Below are 21277 nucleotides of genomic sequence, written 5' to 3'. Positions count from 1 at the left end.
GGTTTCATTGGCAAGGTCGGCCACGCCGCGCAGGATCTCCGGCGCCCGGGATTCGAAGGCCTCGACATCGGCGAAGTGAAACTTCAGTTCGCTGAAGACCTCGGTCAGGACGATCTTGGAGGCGACATCGCCCGCCGCATGACCGCCCATGCCATCGGCCAGGACAACGAACCCGGCTTCGGCACCGACCGGAAAGTCTGCCGTGATCGCGTCTTCCTGATAGTCACGCGCGCCCTGGCTTATGCCCGAGGCGACATCGTAGCGGGGTTCACGCGATCGCCATATCATTGCCGTCTCCCTCGGAGTCGACCGCCGACCAATTGAAGTCGGCTGTACACAACACCTTCAACACCAAAGTCGTCTCGCCGATCTGGATCTCGTCGCCGTCGCCTGCCACGGCGGTCGACAGCAGGGGCTTGCCGTTCAGGCGCACCAGATTGGACTTGCCGCCGTGCCCGACATGGAACTGGTGCGTCGCCGGGTCGTAGGCGATGGCAGCGTGATGCTGGCGCGAGATCGCCATGTCACCAAAATCCAGCGCAATGGTCTGGTCCAGCCCGCGCCCGATCTGCGACACGCCCCGCATCACTGGAAAGGCCGCACCGCGGCCCGGGCCGGACTTGATCACCAGCCAGCCGGTCGGATACATCACCACGCCCGCCTTGTCTCCGGGCTCGATCGACTCGTTCATCCGGCCTTCGTCGAACAGCGGCACAACTGCTGCCGGCTGTGGCTCGAAACCCAGAACCCGGGTCTTGGTGCGCGTGGAGCGGCGACGTGCCCCCGCGTCCGCTGCAATCTCGCGCGCCGGGGTTGGAACGGGGACCGCAGGTTCCGGCTCTTCTTCCATTTCCCAGATGTTCACCACGGGAGTCGGGCCTTCCTTGGCCACCACCGCGCTGTTCGGCGTCTGGGTCAGGACTTCGGGCGCACCATCGGACAGCTTCGGAAACCGGCCCGCAGCCGGACCAGTGCCTTTGGCCACCTGATCGATCGCCGCCCGGGTCGCTTCAATCTGTTCGGCTTCGCTGCCGCTGAAGCGCGCGCCGCGGGTCGCTTTCGCCTTCCGCCGGAAGAGCCAGTCGAGAAGTTTCATCTGCCGCACTCCGTTCCGGGCCTTCCCCCGGAGTTCATCCATAGTCACCCGGCTCGGGTTACCAGGACCTCAACACGTCCTGCCATCCTTCCGGGCCCAACGCGCCCGACATCCAATCGGGCCCGCCGCCACGGCTACCAACATCGCGGACAAGGCTTAAAGACACACCACTCCCGTCCCGCTGTGCTATGGGAAGACTTTGTCCAAAAAATGATCCTAATTCGGTCATTTCACGGATCGCGCCAAGTCAGGATATGCGGCTTACCACAAAGTCTGCAAGCTCAGAAAGAATGTCGCGAAGCGGATGCACGGGCAGGTTGTCAAGCGCCGCTTTTGCCCTTGCAGCCCAGGCCACGGCATCCAGGCGACAGGCAGATATTGCGTCGTGCCTTTGCAGAATCACCATGGCATGTGCCAGATCGCCGTCATTCTGGCTGCCCTTCTCGATGACTCGCACCCAGAACGCGCGCTCATCCGGGCTCGCTTTGGCAACAGCCTTGATCAACGGAAGCGTAAGTTTCCTTTCGCGAAAATCATCGCCGGTATTCTTCCCGATAACAGCATCGGAACCACCGTAATCCAGCATGTCGTCGACAATCTGGAACGCAATTCCCAGGGCATCGCCGTATTCGCGGAGCGCCTTGATTTCGCCTTCCTTCGCGCCCGCGATCACGCCGCCGGCCTCGGTCGCCGCAGCGAACAGCGCCGCCGTCTTGCCGCGGATGACCTGCAGATAGATTGCCTCATCCGTCCGCAGGTCTTGCGCAGCAGTCAGTTGCAGCACCTCGCCCTCGGCAATGGTGGCCGAGGCGTTGGCCAGGATGTCCAGCACGCGCAGGCTGCCGGTTTCGACCATCAGCTGGAAGCTGCGCGCGAAAAGGTAGTCGCCGACCAGCACGGACGACTTGTTGTCCCACAACAGGTTCGCCGTCGGTCGTCCGCGACGTCGCTGGCTTTCGTCCACCACGTCATCGTGCAAGAGCGTCGCGGTATGGATGAATTCGACCGTCGCCGCCAGCTTCACATGGTCGTCGCCCGCGTAGCCCAGCAGCCGTGCCGCCGCCAGTGTCAGCAGGGGCCGGAGGCGCTTGCCCCCCGCCTCGACCAGATGCGCCGTCACTTCGGGAATCCGTGGGGCATGCTCGCTCGCCATGCGCTCGCGGATCAGCCGGTTCACCGCAGCCATGTCCTCGGCCAATGCGGCAGTCAGCCTGTCCTGCGGCGTCAAGCTCTTGTCCACCGCGTTTTCGCCCGCTCCGTCCATGCCGTTCTTGCCGCCCTTGCCCCGCGCGACCGGCGGGAGTAACCCGATCTGATGAAGGAACTTCTGCGCACGACCGACCCTACGCTGATCGCCTTTGCCACGGTCCTTCTTGAAGGCGAGGGTATAGCGGCCTTTCCGCTGGACGTCCACATGAGCGTCCTCGATGGCAGCCTTGGAATCCTGCCGCGGCGGCTGATGGTCGCCGACCAGCATCACTTCCGCGCGACCGCCATCCTGCGCGACAACGACGTTCCCCTGGACCTTTGATGTTTGCCGATGCCGAGCTGTCGGACGACAAATTCCTGTGCGGTCGTCTGAGGCTTCTGCAACCGCTGAAAGGCTATCGCGCCGCGACCGATCCGGTTCTGCTCGCGGCGTCCTGTCCGGTGAAGCCGGGCGACAGCGTTCTGGACCTGGGCTGCGGGGCGGGGGCGGCAATGCTGTGCCTAGGGCATCGCGTGCCGGGCCTGGACCTGGCGGGGCTGGAACTGCAACCCGCCTATGCCGAGCTTGCCCGTCGCAACGCCGAACGCAACCGGATCGCGGCCGAAGTCCACGAAGGCGACATTGACCGGATGCCGTCGTCCCTTCGGCGGGACTTCGACCATGTGATTGCGAATCCGCCCTACTATCACGCTGGCGGCAGCCCTTCCCCTGTTGCGGCGCGGTCACGGGCGATGCGGGTGGATACGCCGCTTTCCGACTGGGTGGCCGCTGCTGCCCGCCGGTTGCGTCCCGGCGGCTGGATGACCTTGATCTGCGGATCGGACGGCCTGCCGGAGGTGGTTTCTGCACTCGCTCCGAAGTTGGGCTCCGCCACAGTCCTGCCCCTTGCCGCGCGCGAAGGTCGACCCGCGCTCCGCGTCATCATCCAGGCCCGCAAGGGGGGCCGCGCCCCTTTTCGGCTGCTTGCTCCCTTCGTCATCCACCAGGGTCCGGCCCATGACGGGGACCGCGAAAGCTATACGCCGCAGGCCAACGCCATCCTGCGCGAAGGTGCCGATCTGCTGGCGCTGTTCCGCTGAATTCGCCGGATCATTCTGTCACATGATCGTAACAGGTGATGACACGACTCGGGTTTCGTGGTGCACTCGGGCTGTGAACAACCGAGGAGGACGACCATGACGATCGCATCGCATCTGGCGGAACTGCGCAAGAAGCACGAGACTCTCTCGGAGATGGTTGAACTCGCCCAGCGCAGCCCCGGAACGGATGACCTGCAGATCGCCGATCTGAAAAAGCAGAAACTGCGCATCAAGGAGGAAATCGCGCGCCTGAGCACGAACTAGCGTTTTCCGGCGCTGGCCCGCGCGGCCAGCGCCGCCCCACCGGTGATCAGGACCGCGGCCAGGGCGATTGCCCAGGTCGGTCGCGTTATTCCTGCCGCGACAAGCGCCAATGTCGACAGCAGGGGCGCCGCATAGCTTGCTACGCCCAGAAGCTGGATATCTCCGCGCTTCATTCCGATGTCCCAGGTGAAGAAGGCCGCTCCGACCGGTCCGATCCCCAGCGCCAGTACCGCCGCCCAGCCCAGTCCGTTGTCCGGCCAGACCGTCGTTTCCAGCGCCAGGTGACTGACTACCGACATCACCGCCGTCGCCAGGCAGAAGACCGTGACGCTTTCGGTCGGCACCGCACCCAGCCGCCGCGAAAGGATTGAATAGCCTGCCCAGGTCAACGCGCAGACAAAGGCCAGCGCCATCCCCAAAGCCGACCCGGATGCCTCTCCGCCTCGTCCCAGGACGATCACGGCGGCCCCCGCAAAAGCAATCAGCGCGCCGACCACATGTTGGGTGTGCAACCTTTCCCCTGGCAGCAGGCCGGAGAACAGCACGATGAACAGCGGCCAGAGATAGGCGATCAGCCCGGTCTCTGCCGTGGGAGACAACCGGAAGGCGGTGAAATACAGGAAGTGATAGCCGAACAGTCCGATGGTCCCGAAGGCATAGACCTTCCAGCCGACCCCGCGCAGCACGCCGAAGCCCTGACGTGCGGTCCAGAGCAACCCGATCAGGCCGCCGATCCCGAAACAGATCGCATTCAGAAGAAACGGTGGCACCGGCGCGCTGCCGATAGTGAACAGCGCCAGCAGTGACCACATCAACACCGCAGAAAACCCGATCAGCGTCGCGCGCCCCTTGGTCACAGTCCCCTCCCGATGCAGCCGGGCCTGAATAGCCGCTCGCCTGCCCAAGGAAAAGGGCCGCCCCGAAGGACGGCCCCGGAATGCCCGTCAAAGACCGTGTCACATCTCGCGGGGCATCCCCGACAAGAAGACGAAGTCGCAGGCGAAGGTGTCAGACGAAGAACTGCCCGCCGTTCGCGCTGATGGTCGAGCCATTGATGAATCCCGCGTCATCCGACACAAGGAACACCACGCAGCGCGCGATCTCGGCCGCTTCGCCCAGGCGACCGGCGGGGATCTGGGCGATGATGCTCTCGCGCACTTTCTCGGGCACCGCCATCACCATCTCGGTCGCGATGTAGCCGGGGCAGATGGCGTTGGCCGTGATCCCTGCCCGCGCGCCTTCCTGCGCCAGGCTTTTCACGATGCCAAGGTCGCCGGCCTTGGTCGCGGCATAGTTGACCTGCGCGAACTGGCCCTTCTGCCCGTTGATCGACGAGATCACCACGACGCGGCCGAACTTGCGGTCCCGCATGCCCGGCCAGATGGGATGAACCGTGTTGAACACGCCAGTCAGGTTGGTGTCGATCACCTCTTTCCACTGTTGCGGCGTCATCTTGTGGAAAGGCGCATCGCGGGTGATCCCGGCATTGGCCACGACCACCTCGATCGGGCCAAGGTCCGCCTCGACCTTGGCGATCCCTGCCGCGCAGGCGTCGTAGTCCGCGACCGACCACTTGTAGGCCGGAATGCCCGTCTCCTTGGTGAAGGCCGCCGCCGCGTCGTCATTGCCAGCATAGTTCGCCGCGACCTTGTAGCCCGCCGCCTTCAGCGCAACCGAGATCGCCGCGCCAATACCGCGCGATCCGCCCGTGACCAATGCAACCCGTGCCATCGTGATTCTCCTCCTGAGGGTATGCTACCGTATGCCATTGAAATCCTGTTACCGAAACGAATTCGGGCGCGCAACATTATTGCGCGCCCGTTTCGCATTCGCGACACTTTTCTGCGCCGCAGTATCAAGTGGGGGTCACGCGCGCTCCAGGCACATGGCAACACCCATGCCGCCGCCGATGCACAGGGTGGCAAGGCCCTTCTTCGCCCCGCTGCGGCCCATCTCGAACAGCAGCGTGTTCAGGATACGCGCACCGCTCGCGCCGATCGGGTGGCCGATGGCAATGGCGCCGCCGTTCACGTTCACGATCGACGGGTCCCAGCCCATGTCCTTGTTCACCGCGCAGGCCTGCGCCGCAAAGGCCTCGTTCGCCTCGACGAGGTCCAGGTCGCCGACCTTCCAGCCCGCCTTGGCCAGCGCCTTGCGCGAGGCATGGATCGGGCCGACGCCCATGATCGACGGGTCGAGCCCGGCGGTCGCGTAGCTGGCGATGCGCGCCAAGGGCTTCAGCCCGCGCTTCGCGGCCTCTTCCATGGTCATCAGCACGACCGCAGCAGCGCCATCGTTGATGCCCGAGGCATTGGCCGCCGTGACCGAACCATCCTTGACGAAGGCGGGTTTCAGCTTCTGCATCGCCTCCATCGTGGCGCCGTGGCGGATGTATTCATCGGCATCGACCACGATGTCGCCCTTGCGGGTCTTGATGGTGAACGGAATAATCTCGTCCTTGAACTTGCCGGCCTTCTGTGCGGCCTCGGCCTTGTTCTGGCTGGCGAGGGCGAATTCGTCCTGCATGTCGCGGGAAATCTGCCACTGGTTGGCGACGTTCTCAGCCGTCTGGCCCATGTGATAGCCGTTGAAGGCGTCCCAGAGCCCGTCCTTGATCATCGAGTCGATGAAGTTCAAGTCGCCCATCTTTTGCCCGGCCCGCAGATGCGCGACGTGGGGGCTGAGGGACATCGATTCCTGCCCGCCCGCGACGACGATCTTCGCGTCGCCCAGCTGGACATGCTGCGTCCCCAGCGCCACCGCCCGCAGGCCGGAACCGCAGACCTGGTTCAAGGACCAGGCGCTGCCTTCCTTCGGCAGGCCCGCCTTGATATGCGCCTGCCGTGCCGGGTTCTGGCCCTGACCGGCGGTCAGCACCTGGCCCAGGATCGTCTCGTCGACTTCGGCCTTGTCGATGCCGGCCCGGGCGACGACCGCCTCGATCACCGCTGCCCCAAGGTCATGCGCCGGGGTATTGGCGAACGCGCCGTTGAAGCTGCCCACGGCGGTGCGGCCCGCCGACACGATTACGACATTGGTCATTCCCAGGTCCTCTCCCTATGCGTCTAGAGCTGCAAGGCCGTGGCACGAGGGTATCGCGCCGCGTCCATCCATGCCCTACGGGCATCTTGCTGCAAGTGCAAGAACCATGGCGCATGGGGCACAGGTCCGGCGTCGCCTTGCCGCAGTGAAGCAGGAAAGGTTCCAAGCATGCACAGCCGACGGCAAACGCTTTTCGCCGCGGCGATCAGACGGTCACAGTTGGTCTGCCGTGCCGGAAGGCGCGAAAGTCGGGTGTCACCGTCGGCGGGCCGAAGAGATAGCCCTGCAAGCACCCCACCCCTGCTTCGCGCAACCAGGTCGCTTCGCCCTCGGTTTCGACCGCTTCTGCAACCACATACATGCCCAGCTCCTCGGCCATCGCGATTGCGGCCCGAACGACGGCCTGGCCTTCGGAAAGGCGATCGACGTGCTTGACCAGGCTGCCGTCAATCTTGGCGATCTCGAACCCCAGGTCCTGCAGAACACGCAGCGAGGTCATCCCTGCTCCGAAATCGTCCAGCGCGAAGACGATTCCGTGTTCGCGCATGTCCGACATGAAGGGCTTCAGCACATCGGGCACCTGCAGGGCGGACGCCTCGCTGATCTCCAGAATCAGGTTGGCACCCAGCCGCGGTGAATCCTGCAAGGCACGGCGCAGGATGTCCGTCCAGGGACGATAGCCGACGGATCTTGCCGACATGTTGATCGACACCCGGATCTGCGGATTGCGCTGCATCGCCATAAGTCCCAGCTGCAGGGCTGCGCAGTCGATCTCGCGCCCCAGTTGCTGCTGTTCCACTGCACCCATGAAGTCCCGTGCGGGGATCACCTGGTCACGCAAGTTCAGAAGGCGGATGAAACCTTCGAAGAAACCGATCACCGACGGGTCGGCCGCATAGACCACCGGCTGGAACGCGAGCCGCATCCGCCGGTCCTTCAGGGCCGAGGCGACCATTGCCAGAGTTTCCCGGTCCTGCGCCGAAATCGCCGCGGCAAGCGGACTCGCCAGCGCGGGGTCGCGGTCGAACTTCGACGACTTCGGTTCCTTCAGATAGCTCATGCAACCCCCCCGGCCAGAGCATTCGACGCTCGACACCCTAGCCTGCCATCAGTAAACGGAAGATCAATATTCGCATTTTGTTCCAACCTGTCCCGTAGCCCAGACCAAGGTTCGCCGATGAAAAATGCCGACAATTTGACCCGCTGTCCCTGGTGCGGCACCGATCCGCTTTACGTTGCCTACCACGACCATGAATGGGGCCGCCCGGAGCATGATCCTCGCCGCCTGTTCGAGCTGCTGATTCTGGAGAGCTTCCAAGCCGGGCTGTCCTGGATCACCATCCTGCGCAAGCGCGAGGGGTTCCGCGCGGCCTTCAGGGGTTTCGAACCTGAGCTGATCGCGAGCTGGGGCGAGCCCGAGACGGCTCGCTTGCTAGGCGATCCCGGCATTGTCCGCCACCGCGGCAAGATCGAAGGTACGATCCGGGGCGCCCAAGCCTTCCTGCGGATCGAGGCGCGCGAAGGCTTCTCGGCCTTCCTGTGGGCTTTCGCCCCGCCGCCCTCGCCCCGCCCGCGAACCCATGGCGATGTCCCCGGCCAGACCGCGCAATCTCAGGCCATGTCGAAGGCACTGAAGCGCGAGGGCTTCAATTTCGTCGGGCCCACCATCACCTATGCGTTCATGCAGGCATCGGGCATGGTCAACGACCATCTCGCCGACTGCCACTGGGGCTGACCCCTTGGCCTTTCGCTTCCGCCCCGCCATATATGGGCAAACATCCGACAGGAGTCCGCCATGCTGGGACTAAGCGAAAAGCCGCAAGCTGAAGTTGATCTGATCAAGGACGTGACCGAGGCCACCTTCATGGCAGAGGTGATCGAAACCAGCCGCGAAGTGCCGGTCATCGTCGACTTCTGGGCCACCTGGTGCGGGCCTTGCAAGACGCTTGGCCCGATGCTGGAAGCCGCCGTTACTGCCGCGGGCGGCAAGGTGCGCATGGCAAAGGTCGACGTCGACAAGAACCAGCGCATCGCCGCGCAGTTGCGCATCCAGTCGATCCCCACGGTCTACGCCTTCTGGCAGGGCCAGCCGGTCGACGGGTTCCAGGGCGCCGTACCCGCGTCCGAACTCAAGGCCTTTGTCGACCGCGTCTCGGCCCTTGCCGGTGACGGCGGGCTGGCCGAGGCGATCCAGGCGGCCGAGGACATGCTGACCGAGGGCGCGGCAGTGGATGCCGCCGAAACCTTCGCCGCGATTCTTGGGGAGGAGCCGGAGAATGCGGCGGCCTACGGTGGCCTTATCCGCGCGCACCTGGCTCTCTCGAACCTCGACCAGGCCGAGGGGCTGATCGCTGCCGCCCCTGCCGCCATCGCGAAGTCGAAGGAACTCGACGCCGTCCGCGCCCAGCTGGAACTGGCGAAGCAGGCAGCCAATGCCGGGCCGGAGGCCGAGCTTCGCGCGGCGGTCCAAGTGAACCCCGACGATCACCAGGCCCGCTACGACCTCGCCGCCGCGCTGCTGGCTGCCGGGAACCAGAAGGAAGCGGTGGACGAACTCCTCGAACTCTTCCGCCGCGACCGCGAATGGAACGACGGCGCGGCCAAGACCCAGCTCTTCACGATCTTCGAGGCGTTGAAGCCGCAGGATCCCATCGTCCTTGCCGGTCGCCGCCGCCTTTCGTCGATGATATTTGCCTGATCCCTGACGCGGGCTACCCTCATGCCCATGATCACCTCCGCCGACCTGCCGGATACCATCCCGGTCTTCCCCCTGCCGGGCGCGCTCATGCTGCCGCGGGCCCGGCTGCCGCTGCATATCTTCGAACCGCGCTATCTGGCGATGATCGAGGATTGCCTGAAGACCAGCCACCGGCTGATCGGGATGATCCAGCCCCGCGAGACCCCCGCCGGGGAGAAGCGCCTGCAGGCGATCGGCTGCGCGGGGCGGCTGACCGGGTTTTCGGAGACCGAGGACGGGCGCTACATGATCACGCTCTCCGGGATTTCCCGCTACCGGGTGAAGGAAGAGGTGCAGGGCTTCGCCCCCTACCGTCGATGCCTGGTCGACTGGGCCCCCTTCGCCCGCGACCTGGGACCGACCGAGGATGACCCCGGCTTCCGCCGCGAGGAGTTCATGGGCCTCCTCGCCCGCTACTTCTCCCGGCTCAACCTCTCGACCGACTGGGACAGCCTGAAGGAGGCCGAGGCGGAGCTCTTGATCAACTCGCTTTCCATGCTCTGCCCCTTCTCGCCCGAGGACAAGCAGGCCCTGCTGGAAGCGCCCACCCTGACCACCCGGCGCGAGACCATCGTCACGCTGATCGAATTCGCGCTCCGCGCCAGTGGCGAAGAGGAGACCCTGCAATGAGCGAACCCGCCGACCGGAAGATGCTGGAGGCGCTGGTCTGCCCCGTCACCCATGCGGTGCTGACCTATGATGCCGAGAAGCAGGAGCTGATCTCGAAGGCGGCCCACCTGGCCTTTCCGATCCGGGACGGGATCCCGGTCATGCTGGTCAGCGAAGCGCGGGAGCTGGAGTAGTGTCCACGGTGGACAGATTTCTGAGCCTTTGAAAATCAATGGGTTACGCGCTGGCGTTAACCAGGTGGTAAGGTCCAGAAATGGTGTAGGGTGCGCTAAGAGCCGCACCATCCGACGGTGGGCTCGTAGCGCACCCTACGCATGACGGATCGTATCCCCGGGTTCCAGCGTCGGGAACAGCTCCTCCACCTGCGCCACCCCGGGAGCTTCGGCGATGATCCTGGCGGCCTTCTTCCCGATTTCCAGCCGACAGGCATCCATCGTGGCAAGTTTCCTTGGAAGACCGTCCAGCAGCTCCACCCCGTTGAACCCGGCGAGGCCGATGCGGCCGGGGACGTCCAGGCCCTTGTCCAGGCAGTAGAGGAGGCCCCCGGCACCGATCATGTCGTTGGAGTAATACAGGAAATCGACATCCGGGCTGCGGGTCAGGACGGCCGCCGTCATCTCGCGGCCCTTCAGCAGCGCCGAGCCGCCCGAGTAGAATTCGCGGTCGACCAACGACAGGCCAGCCTTGGCAAGCGCCTCTTCGAACCCCTCCAGCCGCTTCTTTGCGCGGAAGTCGTTCGGCATCTGGGTGCCGAGGAAGGCGATCTTGCGGTAGCCTGCGGCGATGATCGCCTCGGCCATCTGTCGTCCGGCGCGGCGGTGCGAGATGCCGACGGCGTGATTGATCGGGTCGCCGTCGATGTCCATGATCTCGACGATAGGGATTCCGGCGCGCGCCAGCATGGCGCGGGAGGCCGCGGAGTGCTCAAGGCCCGCGATGATCATCCCCGACGGGCGCCAGGACAGCATTTCGTAGATGACGCTTTCCTCGCGGTCGGGCAGGTAGTTGGTGACGCCGACCACGGGTTGCAGACCGGTGCCGACCAGCGTTTCGGAGATGCCGGTCATAACCTCGGGGAAGACCATGTTGGACAGCGACGGGATCACCACGCCCACCAGGTTCACGCGCTGGGAGGCGAGCGCCCCGGCGATCTTGTTCGGCACGTAGCCAAGGGCGCGGGCGGCCTCCAGCACCTTTTCCCGGGTGGGGGCGGAGACGTCGCCCCGGTTGCGCAGGACCCGGCTGACAGTCATTTCCGAAACGCCCGAGGCTTCGGACACGTCGCGGAGGGTCAGGGTGTGGCGCGGGTCGGGCGTGATCTTGGTCAAGGGGCTTTTCCGGCACGGGGCTGCAATACCCTTTGTTAGCGCCAAAGAGAAAGCTTGTCCAAGCCGGTTTCATCTGCTAATGTTACCGCTAACAGCCAAAGGTGTCTCCCTGAAGCTGGTCATATCTGGCGTGTCCTGCAAGCTCTCAAACTGGATGCGACGGACCAAGGGGGAGGTAGTGGGCCAAACTTGCCTCCCCTTTTCTTTTCCCGGTGGTTGAAATGGGCGCGGTTTCGTCGCATGAGGAAGCCGTGGCCCCGTAGCTCAGGGGATAGAGCGGCCGCCTCCTAAGCGGCAGGTCGATGGTTCGAATCCATCCGGGGTCACCATCCTTAGCTTCCCGCATTGAAATCAATCGGATAGGCTTGTTCCCGGGCGGTTCCCGGAGGCATGCGGATGCGGCGGATTGCAGTTCTGGATATTGGCAAGACCAACGCCAAGGTGCTGGTCGTGGATCTCGCGACCGGGGCCGAGGAGGTGCTGGCGCGCACTCCGAATGCGGTGCGGCGGGATGGGCTCTATCCGCATCATGACATCGAGATGCTGTGGGCTTTCGCGTTGGGCGGGCTGCGGGCTGCGGCGGCGCGGGGGGTGGATGCGGTGTCGATCACCACGCATGGCGCGGCGGCGGTGCTGGTCGATGATCGGGGCGGGCTGGCGCTGCCGATGCTGGATTACGAACATGACGGGCCGGACCTTATGGCGGCGGAGTATGACGCGGTCCGGCCGGAATTTCAGGAGACGGGGTCGCCGAGGCTGCCGGGCGGGCTGAATGTCGGGGCGCAGCTGTTCTGGCTGTCCCGCGCGTTTCCGGAAGACTTCACGAGGGTGCGTCATGTCCTGATGCTGGCGCAGTACTGGGCGTTCCGGCTGTCGGGCGTTGCGACAAGCGAGGCGACCTCGCTGGGCTGTCATACCGATCTGTGGAACCCGTGGGAGGGGCGGTTTTCCTCGCTGGTGACGCGGATGGGGTGGGACAGCTCGTTGCCTCCGGTTCGGAAGGCCGCGGATGTGCTGGGGCCGGTGCTGCCGGAGGTGGCGGCAGCGACGGGTCTGCCCGCGGGGACGCCGGTCTTGTGCGGCATCCATGATTCCAACGCCTCGCTGGTGCCGCATCTGGCAGAGGCGCCCTGCGGGGTGCTGTCGACCGGGACCTGGATGATCGTGATGGCGCTGGGCGGTCGGCCGCCAGAGTTGGAGGCAGGCCGGGACGTGCTGGTGAACGTGAACGCGCTGGGCCAGCCGGTCCCGACCGCACGGTTCATGGGCGGGCGCGAGATGGATGAGATCATGGGGGGGCGGATCGTCGAGCCGTCGCCGGATGATCTGCGTGGGGTGCTGGAGGAACGGGTGATGGCGATGCCGTCCCTGCATCCCGAGACAGGGCCGTTTCCGGGCAAGCGGTTCGGCTGGATCGGCGGAGAGCCGGAGGGCGGCGCGCGGATGGCGGCGGCGTCGTTTTATGCGGCACTGATGGGGGCGGAGTGTTTGTCGCTGGCCGGGGCCGAGGGGCCGGTGATCGTCGAGGGGGCCTTCGGGGGGAATCTTCCCTTCCTGCGGATGCTGGCGACGGCGACGGGGCGGGTTGTTCGCGGCTCGGGCCAAGGCGCGGGCACGGGCTTGGGCGCGGCGCTTCTGGCGGGGCCGATGGCGGTGTCCGCGCCGAAGGGGCTGGAGGTGATGCCTGAGAGTGATCGCTTGTGGACGGGCTATGTCGCGGGCTGGCGGGAAGCGGTGGCGCGCTGGTGAGCGGTCAGGCCATGTAGAAGGTCTCGGCGAGCGGGATCGCGATTGGGGAGCCGTCTGGGTTCGTGGCCATGATGTCGCCCATGTGGGCCCACCAGCGTTTCATCACCGGCTGGTTTGGCAGGTCGTCCATTGTGTGGTCGTCGCGGCGTTCGAGGTAGCCGAAGAGGGTCATCGTCTCACGGTCCAGGTGGATCGAGTAGTTCGAGATACCGGTGTCCTTCAGAAGCTGCACGAGGTCCGGCCAGATCGCGTCGTGGCGGCGGGTGTATTCGGCCTCCATCCCCGGGTTCAGGCGCATCTTGAAGGCGTGGCGCTGCATCAGGCGTCCTTTCGTCTGCTGGCGCGGAGATCGGCCAGGAGGTTGGGGAGGAGGACCGAGGCGATGAGGAGGATGCCGATCACCCCGGTCTGCATGTGTCCGGTGATGTTCATCAGGCCCATGCCGTTCCGCAGGTTCAGGATGATCAGGATCGAGAGGAACACGCCGGTCATGCTGCCCTTGCCGCCGAAGATGCTGACCCCGCCCAGAAGAACCATGGTGATGATGTCAAGCTCGAACCCGAAGGCGGTGTCGCCGCGGACGGAGCCGAGGCGGGCGGCGTAGAGGAGGCCGCAGAGGGCGGAGATCAGGGCGGAGAGGAGGAAGAGCACCGTCTTCACCCGCGCCACGTTCAGGCCGGAGAAGCGGGCGACCTCGGCATTGGTGCCGATGACGATGACCTGACGCCCGAAGCTGGAACGGTGGAGGGTCATTCCGAGGAGGAGGAGGAGGACGAAGAAGAGGAGGATGGCGAGGGGGATCGGACCGAGGATGCCCTTCTGGCCGAGGTCGGTGAACCAGGCGGGGAAGTTGCCGAGCGAGTTGTCCTTGACGAGGACGCGCGCAAGACCGCGGAAGCCGATCAGCATGGCAAGGGTGACGACCAGCGAGGGGATGCCGACGCGGGCAACGAGGATGGCGTTGACGAGGCCCGCGACGAGGCCTGCGGCAAGGCAGATCAGGATGGCGAGGCCTCCGGGGGTGCCCGCGTTGACGAGAGAACCGAAAAGCGCGGCGGAGAGGCCCATGATCGAGGCGACGGAGAGGTCGATCTCGGCGTTGATGATCACGAGGGTCATGACCAAGGCGACGATGATCTTCTCGATCGACAGCTGGAAGAGGTTGATCTGGTTCTGGACCGTCAGGAATTCGGGCGCGAAGGCGGTGTTGAGCGCAAGGGTGGCAAGGAAGACGGCGAGGAGGCCGGTTTCCCAGGGGGTGAGGAAGCGGGTCATTGGCTGCTCCCTTTCCGAAGACGGGTCAGCTGGCGGCTGGCGAGCGTGTCGAGGGTGACGGCGGCCATGATCAGGCCACCGAGGAGCGCGTCGCGCCAGAATTCGCTGATCACGGCCCAGCGGGTGAGCGAGTTGTCGATGGTGTCGACGAGGAGCGCGCCCATCAGGACGCCGATCATCGAGCCGGAGCCGCCCATGATCGAGACGCCGCCGACGACAACAGCGGCGATGGCCTTGAGTTCGAACCCGAGGCCCGCGACGACGGTGATGTTGCCGAACTTGGCCAGGAACAGGAAGCCGGAGAGGCCTGCGAAGGCTCCACTGATGATGAAGGCCGTCAGGACCACGCGGCGGGCGTTGATCCCGGCCATGACGGCGGCGTCGGGGTTGGAGCCGACCGCGTAGAATCGGCGGGCGGGGCGCAGGAAGGTGAGGGCGAGGCCGCTGACGAGGCAGGCGGCCAGCGCGATCAGGACGGTGACGCGGACATCCAGCCCACCGACCGAGAAGGCGTTGGCGGAAGGCAGGTCGACCAGCCATTGCGGAAGGCTGGCGGTGGTGATGGTCTTGGCGTCGGACCATTCGACGAGGAAGCTGCGGTAGAGGGCCAGCGTGCCGAGGGTGACGATGATCGAGGGGACGCGGCCGAAGGCGATGATGATCCCGTTCAGCGCGCCGAAGCCCGCGCCAAGCGCCATGCAGAAAAGGACCGCGAGGATCGGGTGCAACTCGGGCATCGCGCCGAGGAGCTGCCCGGTCATGTAGGCGGTGACGCCCATCACCGACCCGGCGGAAAGGTCGATGTTGCGGGTCATGATAACGATGGCCTGCCCGACCGCAATGGGCAGCACCACGGCGGCGGAGGTGCTGATCCGGGTGAACATGCGGGGGGAGAGGTAGCCTTCGATCTGGGTGGCGAAGAACAGCACCGTTGCCAGCAGGGCGAGGCCGAGGGCCAGAAGGCGCAGGGTCTGCGGCGAGGCGCGGGTGAGGAGGCCGGTCATTCTCGGCCTCCGGTCACGCGGGTTGAGGCGGTTTTCGAATTGAGCGCTGACGCGCAAGCCTTTTGTCTCGCCTCTGCGCGCGAAGGGCGCGCAACCGGCTCGGACGGCCTCCGGCGGGGATATTTGGGCAAATGTGAAAGGGCTTGGGGGCGTGCGGTCATGCGGCGGGTCTCTCTGCGGTGGCTTGCCCGGCGGCCATGGCGATGACGCGTTCCTGCGTGGCCTCTTCGATGGGGAGGATTCCGGCCTGACGGCCCTCGCGCATGACGAGGACGCGGTCGGCGAGCGCCAGCACCTCGGGCAGGTCGGAGGAGATGACGAGGATGGCGACGCCTTCGCTGGCGAGCTGGCGGATGATGGCGTGAACCTCGGCCTTGGCGCCGACGTCGATGCCGCGGGTGGGTTCGTCGAAGATCAGGACCCTTGGTTTCGTCTCAAGCCATTTCGCAAGCATGACCTTTTGCTGGTTGCCGCCGGAGAGCTTGCCGACTTCGACGCTTGTGTCGGGCGAGCGGATGGCAAGGCGCTTGCGGTAGGTCTCGGCCATGGCGGCCTCGGCCTTGCGGTCGATGAGGCCGAAGGGTTTCAGGAGTTTTCCGAGGCTGGCCAACGAGATGTTGGCGAAGATCGACATGGGCATGGCTAGGCCAAGCTTGCGGCGGTCCTCCGAGACATAGGCGATGCCAAGGTCCATCGCCTGTTGCGGGGTGGTGATGCGGACCTGCGCTCCGGCGAGGGTGATTGTTCCCTCCGTCGCCGGGGCGATGCCGAAGAGAGAGAGGGCGACATCGGTGCGGCGCGCGCCGACGAGACCGGCGAGGCAGAGGACTTCGCCCTTGGCGAGGTCGAAGGTGATGCCCCTGAACACCCCTTCGCAGCCGAGGTCATGGACAGAAAGCAGGGTTTCGCCATGCGGGTTGGCGGCGGTCTTGACGGCGAAGCTTTCCAGCGCGCGGCCGACCATGTCTTTCACCAGACCGTCTTCGCTGACTTCGACGATGGGCTTGGTGGAAATGTGCTGGCCGTCGCGGATCACGGTGACGCGGTCGGCGATGCGGAAGATTTCGTCGAGGCGGTGGGAGATGTAGATGACAGCCACGCCCTGCGCCTTCAGCGCGCGGGCGATGTCGAGCAGGCGGGCGACTTCGTGGGCAGAGAGGCTGGCGGTCGGTTCGTCCATGATCAGGACCTTGACCTTGAGCGACAGCGCCCGGGCGATTTCGACCGTCTGCTGCTCGGCCAGCGTCAGCCCGGCGGCGGCGCGGCGGACGTCGAGCTTGACACCCAGGGGGGCGATGAGGGCGTCGGCTTCACGGTAGATCTCGGACCAGCGCATGATGCGGCCCTTGGCGCGGTTCGAGATGAAGATGTTCTCGGCGACGTTGAGGTCGGGGAAGACCATCGGTTCCTGGTAGATCGCGGCGATGCCTGCCAGTTGGGCGGACTCGGTGGAGCGCAGGGTGACGGGCTGGCCGTCGACGCGGATGGTGCCGCTGTCGGGTTGGTAAACCCCGGTCATGATCTTGATCAGCGTGGATTTTCCCGCGCCGTTTTCGCCGACGATCGCGTGGACCTCGCCGGGGAGGATGGTCAGGCTCATGTCCTTCAGCGCCTGGGTGGCCGCGAAAGACTTGGACAGGCCTTGAAGTTCCAGGACCGGCTGGGTCACGGGCGAGGTTCCGATAGGTTGGGGGAAGGGGGCCGCGCAGGGCGACCCCCAGGGAGCGGTGAAGCGGCCGTCAGTTGGCGGCGGCTTCGACGTTGTCCTTGGTGTAGACGGTGAACGGCCCCATCAGCACCCGCTTGGCACCCGGACGACCGGGGTCTTCCTCGATCTTGAAGGCACCCATGCGGCCTGCGGTGAATTCCTCACCGACTTCGCCCTTGATGGCGCCGGTCGCCAAAGCGTAGGAGGCCTGATAGGTCAGGTAGCCGAGGTCGACGAAGCTCCACAGCGCGAACTGCGGGGCGCAGCCGTTCAGCGAGTAGCTGACCATTTCGGCAGGCAGCCCGAGGCCGGAGACCTTGACCTTCTCGCACAGACCCTCGTCCTGCATGGCCTTGGCGGCGGCGACGATGCCGACGGTGGTGGGGGCCATGATGACCTTGAGGTCGGGGTATTTGTCCACGAGGCCGAGGGCCTTGTTGTAGCTCTCTTCCGACTGGTCGTTGCCGTAGACGACGTCGACCAGTTTCAGGTCCTTGTACTTGGCGTCTTCCGCCAGGACCTTCTTCATCGCGTCGATCCAGGCGTTCTGGTTCGAGGCGTCGGGGCTGGCAGACAGCACGGCGAATTCGCCCGCGCCCCCGGCAAGGTCGAAGGCCATGTCGGCCATCACCGTGCCGATCGAGCCGAAGTCGACCTGGGCCACGAAGAACGATTCCCCCGCGCCGTTCGGGATCGGGCTGTCCCAGGTCACGACCTTGGTGCCCGCGGCGGCGGCGGCTTCGGCGGCGGGGGCGATCTGGTCGCCCGCGTTGTTCGACAGCATGACCACGTTCTGCTTCTGGGTGGTCGCGGTGGTCAGCATCTCGATCTGGCCGGCGGCGGAGTTTTCAGGGGTCGGGCCGATGAATTCCAGCGTGCCGGTGGAACCCAGTTCTTTGGCGGCTTCCTGCGCACCGCGGTTGGCCTGGTCGAAGGGCAGGATGCCGAGGAACTTGGGCAGAAGAACCGCGTTCACGGCCTGGCCGGGGGCGGCGGTGACGGGTTCTGCCATCGCGGTCGAGCCCATCAGGGCGGAAAGGCCAGCCGCAAGGGCAAGGCCGGTCAGTTTCATCATCATTGGTCGTATCCTCCCGTTATGTTTCGCCTGCCGCCCCCTCCTCAGGCTGCGGTCAGGACCTTCGCTTGACTGGGGTCGATCAGGACCACCTCGACGCCGGTCTGGCGCAAGTGATCCAGCATGTGCGGTGGCGCGCCGGTGTCGGTGACAAGCGTCGTCACCCGGGACAGGGGGCAGACCACCATGTTGCCGCGCGCCTCGAACTTGGTCGAATCGGCGACGACGATCAGTTTCTCGGTCCGGCTGAGAAGCTTCGCTTCGGCCCGGGCCACCAGCGGGTCGCTTTCGATGATGCCGAGCGGCGTGACCGAATAGCAGGACATGAACATCTTCGACGCGGCGAAATGCTGGATCGCGTCCTCGTCGAAGGGCGACAGGATGATCCCGGCCTCGCGGTACAGCTCGCCGCCGGGCAGGACGACGCGGTTCGCGGAATGGGCGATTAGTTCCTGCGCGATGGGGAAGGAGTTGGTCAGGACCTGCATCCGGTGCTGGCGCAGGCATTGCGCCATGAACCAGGTCGTCGAACCCGCGTTCAGGATGATCGACTCGCCATCCTGGCAGAGGCTGGCCGCGCCCTGGGCCACGGCCTGCTTCAGGTCGGCGTTCAGGGTCTGGCTGGCATCGAAGCTGGGCGCGGTGAGCGGGGTCTGCGCCGAGGCGACCGATTCCGCGCCGCCGTGGACGCGGCGCAGCTGGCCGGAGTCTTCGAGTTTCGCAAGATCACGGCGCAGGGTCGCGACCGAGGCGCCGGTAACGCCGACCAGGTCAGCAACGCGGACGATCCCCTTGTCCCGCAGGCGGGTCAGGATCAGCTGCCATCTTTCGCGTTCGTGCATCATGAGTGGAAGGCTGTCAGAGTCGCTCATATCCGTCAATAAACAATCGCAATGCTGCATCGCGGAAGAGTCTCTGCGCCGCAGAATGCGCATTCGTGATTGACTGTGAGCGTTTGCAGCCTATCCTGCGGGACAAACCCCTTCAGCCAAAGTCGGACCGATGACCCAGGAAATCGCCCTCAAGTCCCTCTGGGACGACGCTTACGCCGCCACTCTGGATGAACCGGGCAAGCTGCTCTACCGCTCGAACCTGCTGGGGTCGGACCTGCGAATCACCAACTTCGGCGGCGGGAATACCAGCGCCAAGGTTTCCGCCACCGATCCGTTGAGCGGTGAGCCGGTGGAGGTGCTGTGGGTCAAGGGCTCGGGCGGCGACATCGGGTCGATGAAGCTGGACGGGTTCGCGACGCTGTACATGACCAAGCTGATGCAGTTGCGTGGGCAATACCGGGGGCTGGACCAGGAAGACGCGATGGTCGAGGCGCTGGGGCATACGATCTTCAACCTGAACCCGCGCGCGCCGTCGATTGACACCTGGCTGCATGGCTTCGTGCCGAAGGCCCATGTCGACCATGTGCATTCCGATGCGGTGATCGCGATTGCCGCGAGTGCGGATCAGGTGCGGCTGACGCAGGAGATTTTCGGCGGCGAACTGGGCTATCTGCCGTGGCAGCGGCCGGGGATTGACCTTGGCATCAAGCTGGGTCGGATGGCGGAGGATAACCCGAAGCTGAAAGGCGTCGTGCTGGGGCAGCATGGGCTGTTCACCTGGGCGGACACGGCGAAGGACTGTTACCTGCTCACGCTGGAGATGATCAACAAGGCGGCGGTCTGGCTGGACGCGAACGTGAAGCGCCCGGTGTTTGGCGGCGAGAAGGTGCTTGCATTGCCTGCGGAGGACCGGAAGGCCACGGCGCGGCGGCTGATGCCGCTGATCCGGGGGCGCATCTCGCAAGGCGCGCATATGGTGGGTCACTTCACCGATGCGCCGGAGGTGCTGGAGTTTGTGAACTCTCGTTCGTTGGATCATCTGGCGCCGATGGGGACGTCCTGCCCCGATCACTTCCTGCGGACGAAGATCAAGCCCTTGGTCGTGCCCGCCGAGGCCGATGCGGCTGCGCTGGATGGGCTGATCGTCGGCTATCGCGCGGATTACGCGGCCTATTATGACCGCTGCAAGCGGCCGAATTCCCCCGCCATGCGCGACCCGAACGCTGTGATCTACCTCGTGCCCGGCGTGGGGATGCTGTCCTTTGCCAAGGACAAGGCGACGGCGCGGATTTCGGCGGAGTTCTACGTCAACGCGATCAACGTGATGCGGGGGGCTTCCGGGGTTTCCCAGTATCAGGGCCTGCCGGAGCAGGAGGCTTTCGACATCGAATACTGGCTGCTGGAGGAGGCCAAGCTGCAGCGGATGCCGAAACCGAAGCCGATGGCGGGGCGGGTTGCCTTCATCACCGGCGGTGCGGGGGGAATCGGCTCGGCCTCTGCCGAACGCCTGCTGCGCGAGGGCTGCAACGTGGTGCTGGCCGACATCGACCAGACCGCGCTGGACGAGGTCGTGGCGGGGTTCGGCAAACGCTATGGCCGCGACATGGTGCGGGGCGTGGTGATGGACGTGACCTCCGAGGCGGCGGTCATCGCGGCGGTGGAGTATACGGTCGGCGAGTACGGCGGGCTGGACGTGCTGGTGAACAACGCCGGGATCACGTCCGCGGCGGCGGTTGAGGATACCACCCTCGCCATGTGGAACAAGACGATGGACATCCTGTCCACCGGCTACTTCCTGGTCGGGCGCGAGGGCTATCGGGTGCTGAAGGCGCAGGGTATCGGAGGGTCGATGGTGTTCATCTCGTCGAAGAACGGGGTGGCGGCGTCGCCGGGAGCCAGCGCCTATTGCACAGCGAAGGCGGCGGAGATTCATCTGGCGCGCTGCATGGCGCTGGAGGGGGCACCGCTGGGGATCAGGGTCAATGTGGTGAACCCGGACGCGGTGTTGCGCGGCTCGAAGATCTGGAAGGGCGAGTGGTCGGAACAGCGCGCGGCGTCGAACAAGATCGCCGTCACCGATCTGGAGGAGCATTACCGCAAGCGGAGCCTCTTGCAGCGGTCGGTCTTCCCCGAGGACATCGCCGAGGGGGTCTATTTCTTCGCCTCCGACCTGTCGAACAAGTCGACGGGGAATTTCCTGAACGTGGACGCGGGCAATGCCGTGTCCTTCACGCGCTAGGGGGTGGG

22 protein-coding genes, 1 tRNA gene and 1 pseudogene are annotated in these 21277 nt (G+C 65.3%); 10 read left to right on the top strand and 14 right to left on the bottom strand.

All coding sequences use genetic code 11. From position 1 onward, the window contains the following. The 3 genes and pseudogenes from JNL31_RS15245 to JNL31_RS15235 form a co-directional block, all read right to left on the bottom strand. Positions 1-285 (bottom strand): annotated as a pseudogene (locus tag JNL31_RS15245) (serine/threonine-protein phosphatase); the annotation flags it as partial. Next, positions 269-1096 (bottom strand): FHA domain-containing protein, encoded by an 828-nt coding sequence (locus tag JNL31_RS15240; protein WP_294974957.1) that lies wholly within the window; start codon positions 1094-1096, stop codon positions 269-271. The pseudogene JNL31_RS15245 and the gene JNL31_RS15240, both read right to left, overlap by 17 nt. A 247-nt stretch (positions 1097-1343) precedes the next feature. Beyond that, positions 1344-2360 (bottom strand): polyprenyl synthetase family protein, encoded by a 1017-nt coding sequence (locus JNL31_RS15235; protein ID WP_294974954.1) that lies wholly within the window; start codon positions 2358-2360, stop codon positions 1344-1346. A 51-nt stretch (positions 2361-2411) separates the two neighbouring features. On the opposite strand from JNL31_RS15235, the gene JNL31_RS15230 reads away from it, so the two are divergent. From JNL31_RS15230 to JNL31_RS15220, 3 genes are all read left to right on the top strand, one after another. Further along, positions 2412-2627 (top strand): DUF2007 domain-containing protein, encoded by a 216-nt coding sequence (locus tag JNL31_RS15230; RefSeq protein ID WP_294974951.1) that lies wholly within the window; start codon positions 2412-2414, stop codon positions 2625-2627. After that, complete coding sequence (locus JNL31_RS15225; RefSeq protein WP_294974948.1) at positions 2627-3385, top strand: methyltransferase; 759 nt, start codon at positions 2627-2629, stop codon at positions 3383-3385. The genes JNL31_RS15230 and JNL31_RS15225 overlap by 1 nt, the downstream gene beginning before the upstream one ends. Before the next feature lie 96 nt (positions 3386-3481). Further along, a complete protein-coding gene (locus JNL31_RS15220) occupies positions 3482-3649 on the top strand; it encodes a DUF465 domain-containing protein (protein ID WP_294974945.1) in 168 nt (55 codons plus the stop codon). Here JNL31_RS15220 and JNL31_RS15215 read toward each other — a convergent pair. The 4 genes from JNL31_RS15215 to JNL31_RS15200 all read right to left on the bottom strand — a co-directional run bounded on the left by JNL31_RS15215 (position 3646) and on the right by JNL31_RS15200 (position 7751). After that, positions 3646-4506 carry an EamA family transporter gene (locus tag JNL31_RS15215; RefSeq protein ID WP_294974942.1) on the bottom strand — a complete coding sequence of 287 codons (861 nt, stop codon included), beginning with the start codon at positions 4504-4506 and terminating at the stop codon, positions 3646-3648. The genes JNL31_RS15220 and JNL31_RS15215 overlap by 4 nt on opposite strands. Before the next feature lie 151 nt (positions 4507-4657). Further along, positions 4658-5380 carry an acetoacetyl-CoA reductase gene (phbB, locus tag JNL31_RS15210; RefSeq protein WP_294974939.1) on the bottom strand — a complete coding sequence of 241 codons (723 nt, stop codon included), beginning with the start codon at positions 5378-5380 and terminating at the stop codon, positions 4658-4660. Positions 5381-5515: 135 nt separating this feature from the next. Beyond that, the gene (locus tag JNL31_RS15205) at positions 5516-6691 is read right to left on the bottom strand and encodes an acetyl-CoA C-acetyltransferase (RefSeq protein ID WP_294974936.1); all 1176 of its coding nucleotides are present in this window, start codon (positions 6689-6691) and stop codon (positions 5516-5518) included. A 205-nt stretch (positions 6692-6896) separates the two neighbouring features. Next, a complete protein-coding gene (locus tag JNL31_RS15200; RefSeq protein ID WP_294974933.1) occupies positions 6897-7751 on the bottom strand; it encodes an EAL domain-containing protein in 855 nt (284 codons plus the stop codon). A 117-nt stretch (positions 7752-7868) separates the two neighbouring features. On the opposite strand from JNL31_RS15200, the gene JNL31_RS15195 reads away from it, so the two are divergent. From JNL31_RS15195 to JNL31_RS15180, 4 genes are read left to right on the top strand one after another with little or no spacing between them, the layout of a single operon-like run. Continuing rightward, positions 7869-8426 (top strand): DNA-3-methyladenine glycosylase I, encoded by a 558-nt coding sequence (locus tag JNL31_RS15195; RefSeq protein WP_294974930.1) that lies wholly within the window; start codon positions 7869-7871, stop codon positions 8424-8426. 60 nt (positions 8427-8486) lie between these two features. After that, on the top strand, positions 8487-9389 hold the full coding sequence (gene trxA, locus JNL31_RS15190; protein ID WP_294974927.1) for a thioredoxin: 903 nt from the start codon (positions 8487-8489) through the stop codon (positions 9387-9389). 27 nt (positions 9390-9416) lie between these two features. Continuing rightward, the gene (locus JNL31_RS15185; RefSeq protein WP_294974924.1) at positions 9417-10058 is read left to right on the top strand and encodes an LON peptidase substrate-binding domain-containing protein; all 642 of its coding nucleotides are present in this window, start codon (positions 9417-9419) and stop codon (positions 10056-10058) included. Continuing rightward, positions 10055-10231 (top strand): Trm112 family protein, encoded by a 177-nt coding sequence (locus tag JNL31_RS15180; RefSeq protein WP_294974921.1) that lies wholly within the window; start codon positions 10055-10057, stop codon positions 10229-10231. The genes JNL31_RS15185 and JNL31_RS15180 overlap by 4 nt, the downstream gene beginning before the upstream one ends. Before the next feature lie 135 nt (positions 10232-10366). Here JNL31_RS15180 and JNL31_RS15175 read toward each other — a convergent pair whose 3' ends face one another. Continuing rightward, the gene (locus tag JNL31_RS15175; RefSeq protein WP_294974961.1) at positions 10367-11377 is read right to left on the bottom strand and encodes a LacI family DNA-binding transcriptional regulator; all 1011 of its coding nucleotides are present in this window, start codon (positions 11375-11377) and stop codon (positions 10367-10369) included. A gap of 262 nt (positions 11378-11639) precedes the next feature. Here JNL31_RS15175 and JNL31_RS15170 point away from each other — a divergent pair. Both JNL31_RS15170 and JNL31_RS15165 read left to right on the top strand, forming a co-directional pair. Further along, positions 11640-11715, top strand: a tRNA-Arg gene (locus tag JNL31_RS15170). Between the two features lie 67 nt (positions 11716-11782). Further along, positions 11783-13135 carry an FGGY family carbohydrate kinase gene (locus JNL31_RS15165; RefSeq protein WP_294974918.1) on the top strand — a complete coding sequence of 451 codons (1353 nt, stop codon included), beginning with the start codon at positions 11783-11785 and terminating at the stop codon, positions 13133-13135. Between the two features lie 4 nt (positions 13136-13139). On the opposite strand, the gene rhaM is transcribed toward JNL31_RS15165, so the two are convergent. The 6 genes from rhaM to JNL31_RS15135 all read right to left on the bottom strand — a co-directional run bounded on the left by rhaM (position 13140) and on the right by JNL31_RS15135 (position 19042). Next, a complete protein-coding gene (rhaM, locus tag JNL31_RS15160) occupies positions 13140-13454 on the bottom strand; it encodes an L-rhamnose mutarotase (RefSeq protein ID WP_294974916.1) in 315 nt (104 codons plus the stop codon). Next, a complete protein-coding gene (locus tag JNL31_RS15155) occupies positions 13454-14410 on the bottom strand; it encodes an ABC transporter permease (protein WP_294974914.1) in 957 nt (318 codons plus the stop codon). Before JNL31_RS15155 ends, rhaM begins: the two co-directional genes overlap by 1 nt. Then, positions 14407-15414: an ABC transporter permease gene (locus JNL31_RS15150; RefSeq protein WP_294974911.1), complete on the bottom strand. Its 1008-nt coding sequence runs from the start codon at positions 15412-15414 to the stop codon at positions 14407-14409. The genes JNL31_RS15155 and JNL31_RS15150 overlap by 4 nt, the downstream gene beginning before the upstream one ends. A gap of 157 nt (positions 15415-15571) precedes the next feature. Next, positions 15572-17083 (bottom strand): sugar ABC transporter ATP-binding protein, encoded by a 1512-nt coding sequence (locus JNL31_RS15145; RefSeq protein ID WP_294974909.1) that lies wholly within the window; start codon positions 17081-17083, stop codon positions 15572-15574. A 70-nt stretch (positions 17084-17153) separates the two neighbouring features. Further along, a complete protein-coding gene (locus tag JNL31_RS15140; RefSeq protein WP_294974907.1) occupies positions 17154-18200 on the bottom strand; it encodes a rhamnose ABC transporter substrate-binding protein in 1047 nt (348 codons plus the stop codon). 41 nt (positions 18201-18241) lie between these two features. Further along, positions 18242-19042: a DeoR/GlpR family DNA-binding transcription regulator gene (locus JNL31_RS15135; protein ID WP_294974904.1), complete on the bottom strand. Its 801-nt coding sequence runs from the start codon at positions 19040-19042 to the stop codon at positions 18242-18244. 157 nt (positions 19043-19199) lie between these two features. Here JNL31_RS15135 and JNL31_RS15130 point away from each other — a divergent pair, with 157 nt between their 5' ends. Then, on the top strand, positions 19200-21269 hold the full coding sequence (locus tag JNL31_RS15130; RefSeq protein WP_294974901.1) for a bifunctional rhamnulose-1-phosphate aldolase/short-chain dehydrogenase: 2070 nt from the start codon (positions 19200-19202) through the stop codon (positions 21267-21269). Positions 21270-21277 lie beyond the last annotated feature (8 nt).

Source organism: Tabrizicola sp., from assembly GCF_016792905.1.
GTDB lineage: Bacteria > Pseudomonadota > Alphaproteobacteria > Rhodobacterales > Rhodobacteraceae > Tabrizicola.
Note: the sequence above shows the minus strand (reverse complement) of the source record. Positions and strands in the feature narration are given on the sequence as shown.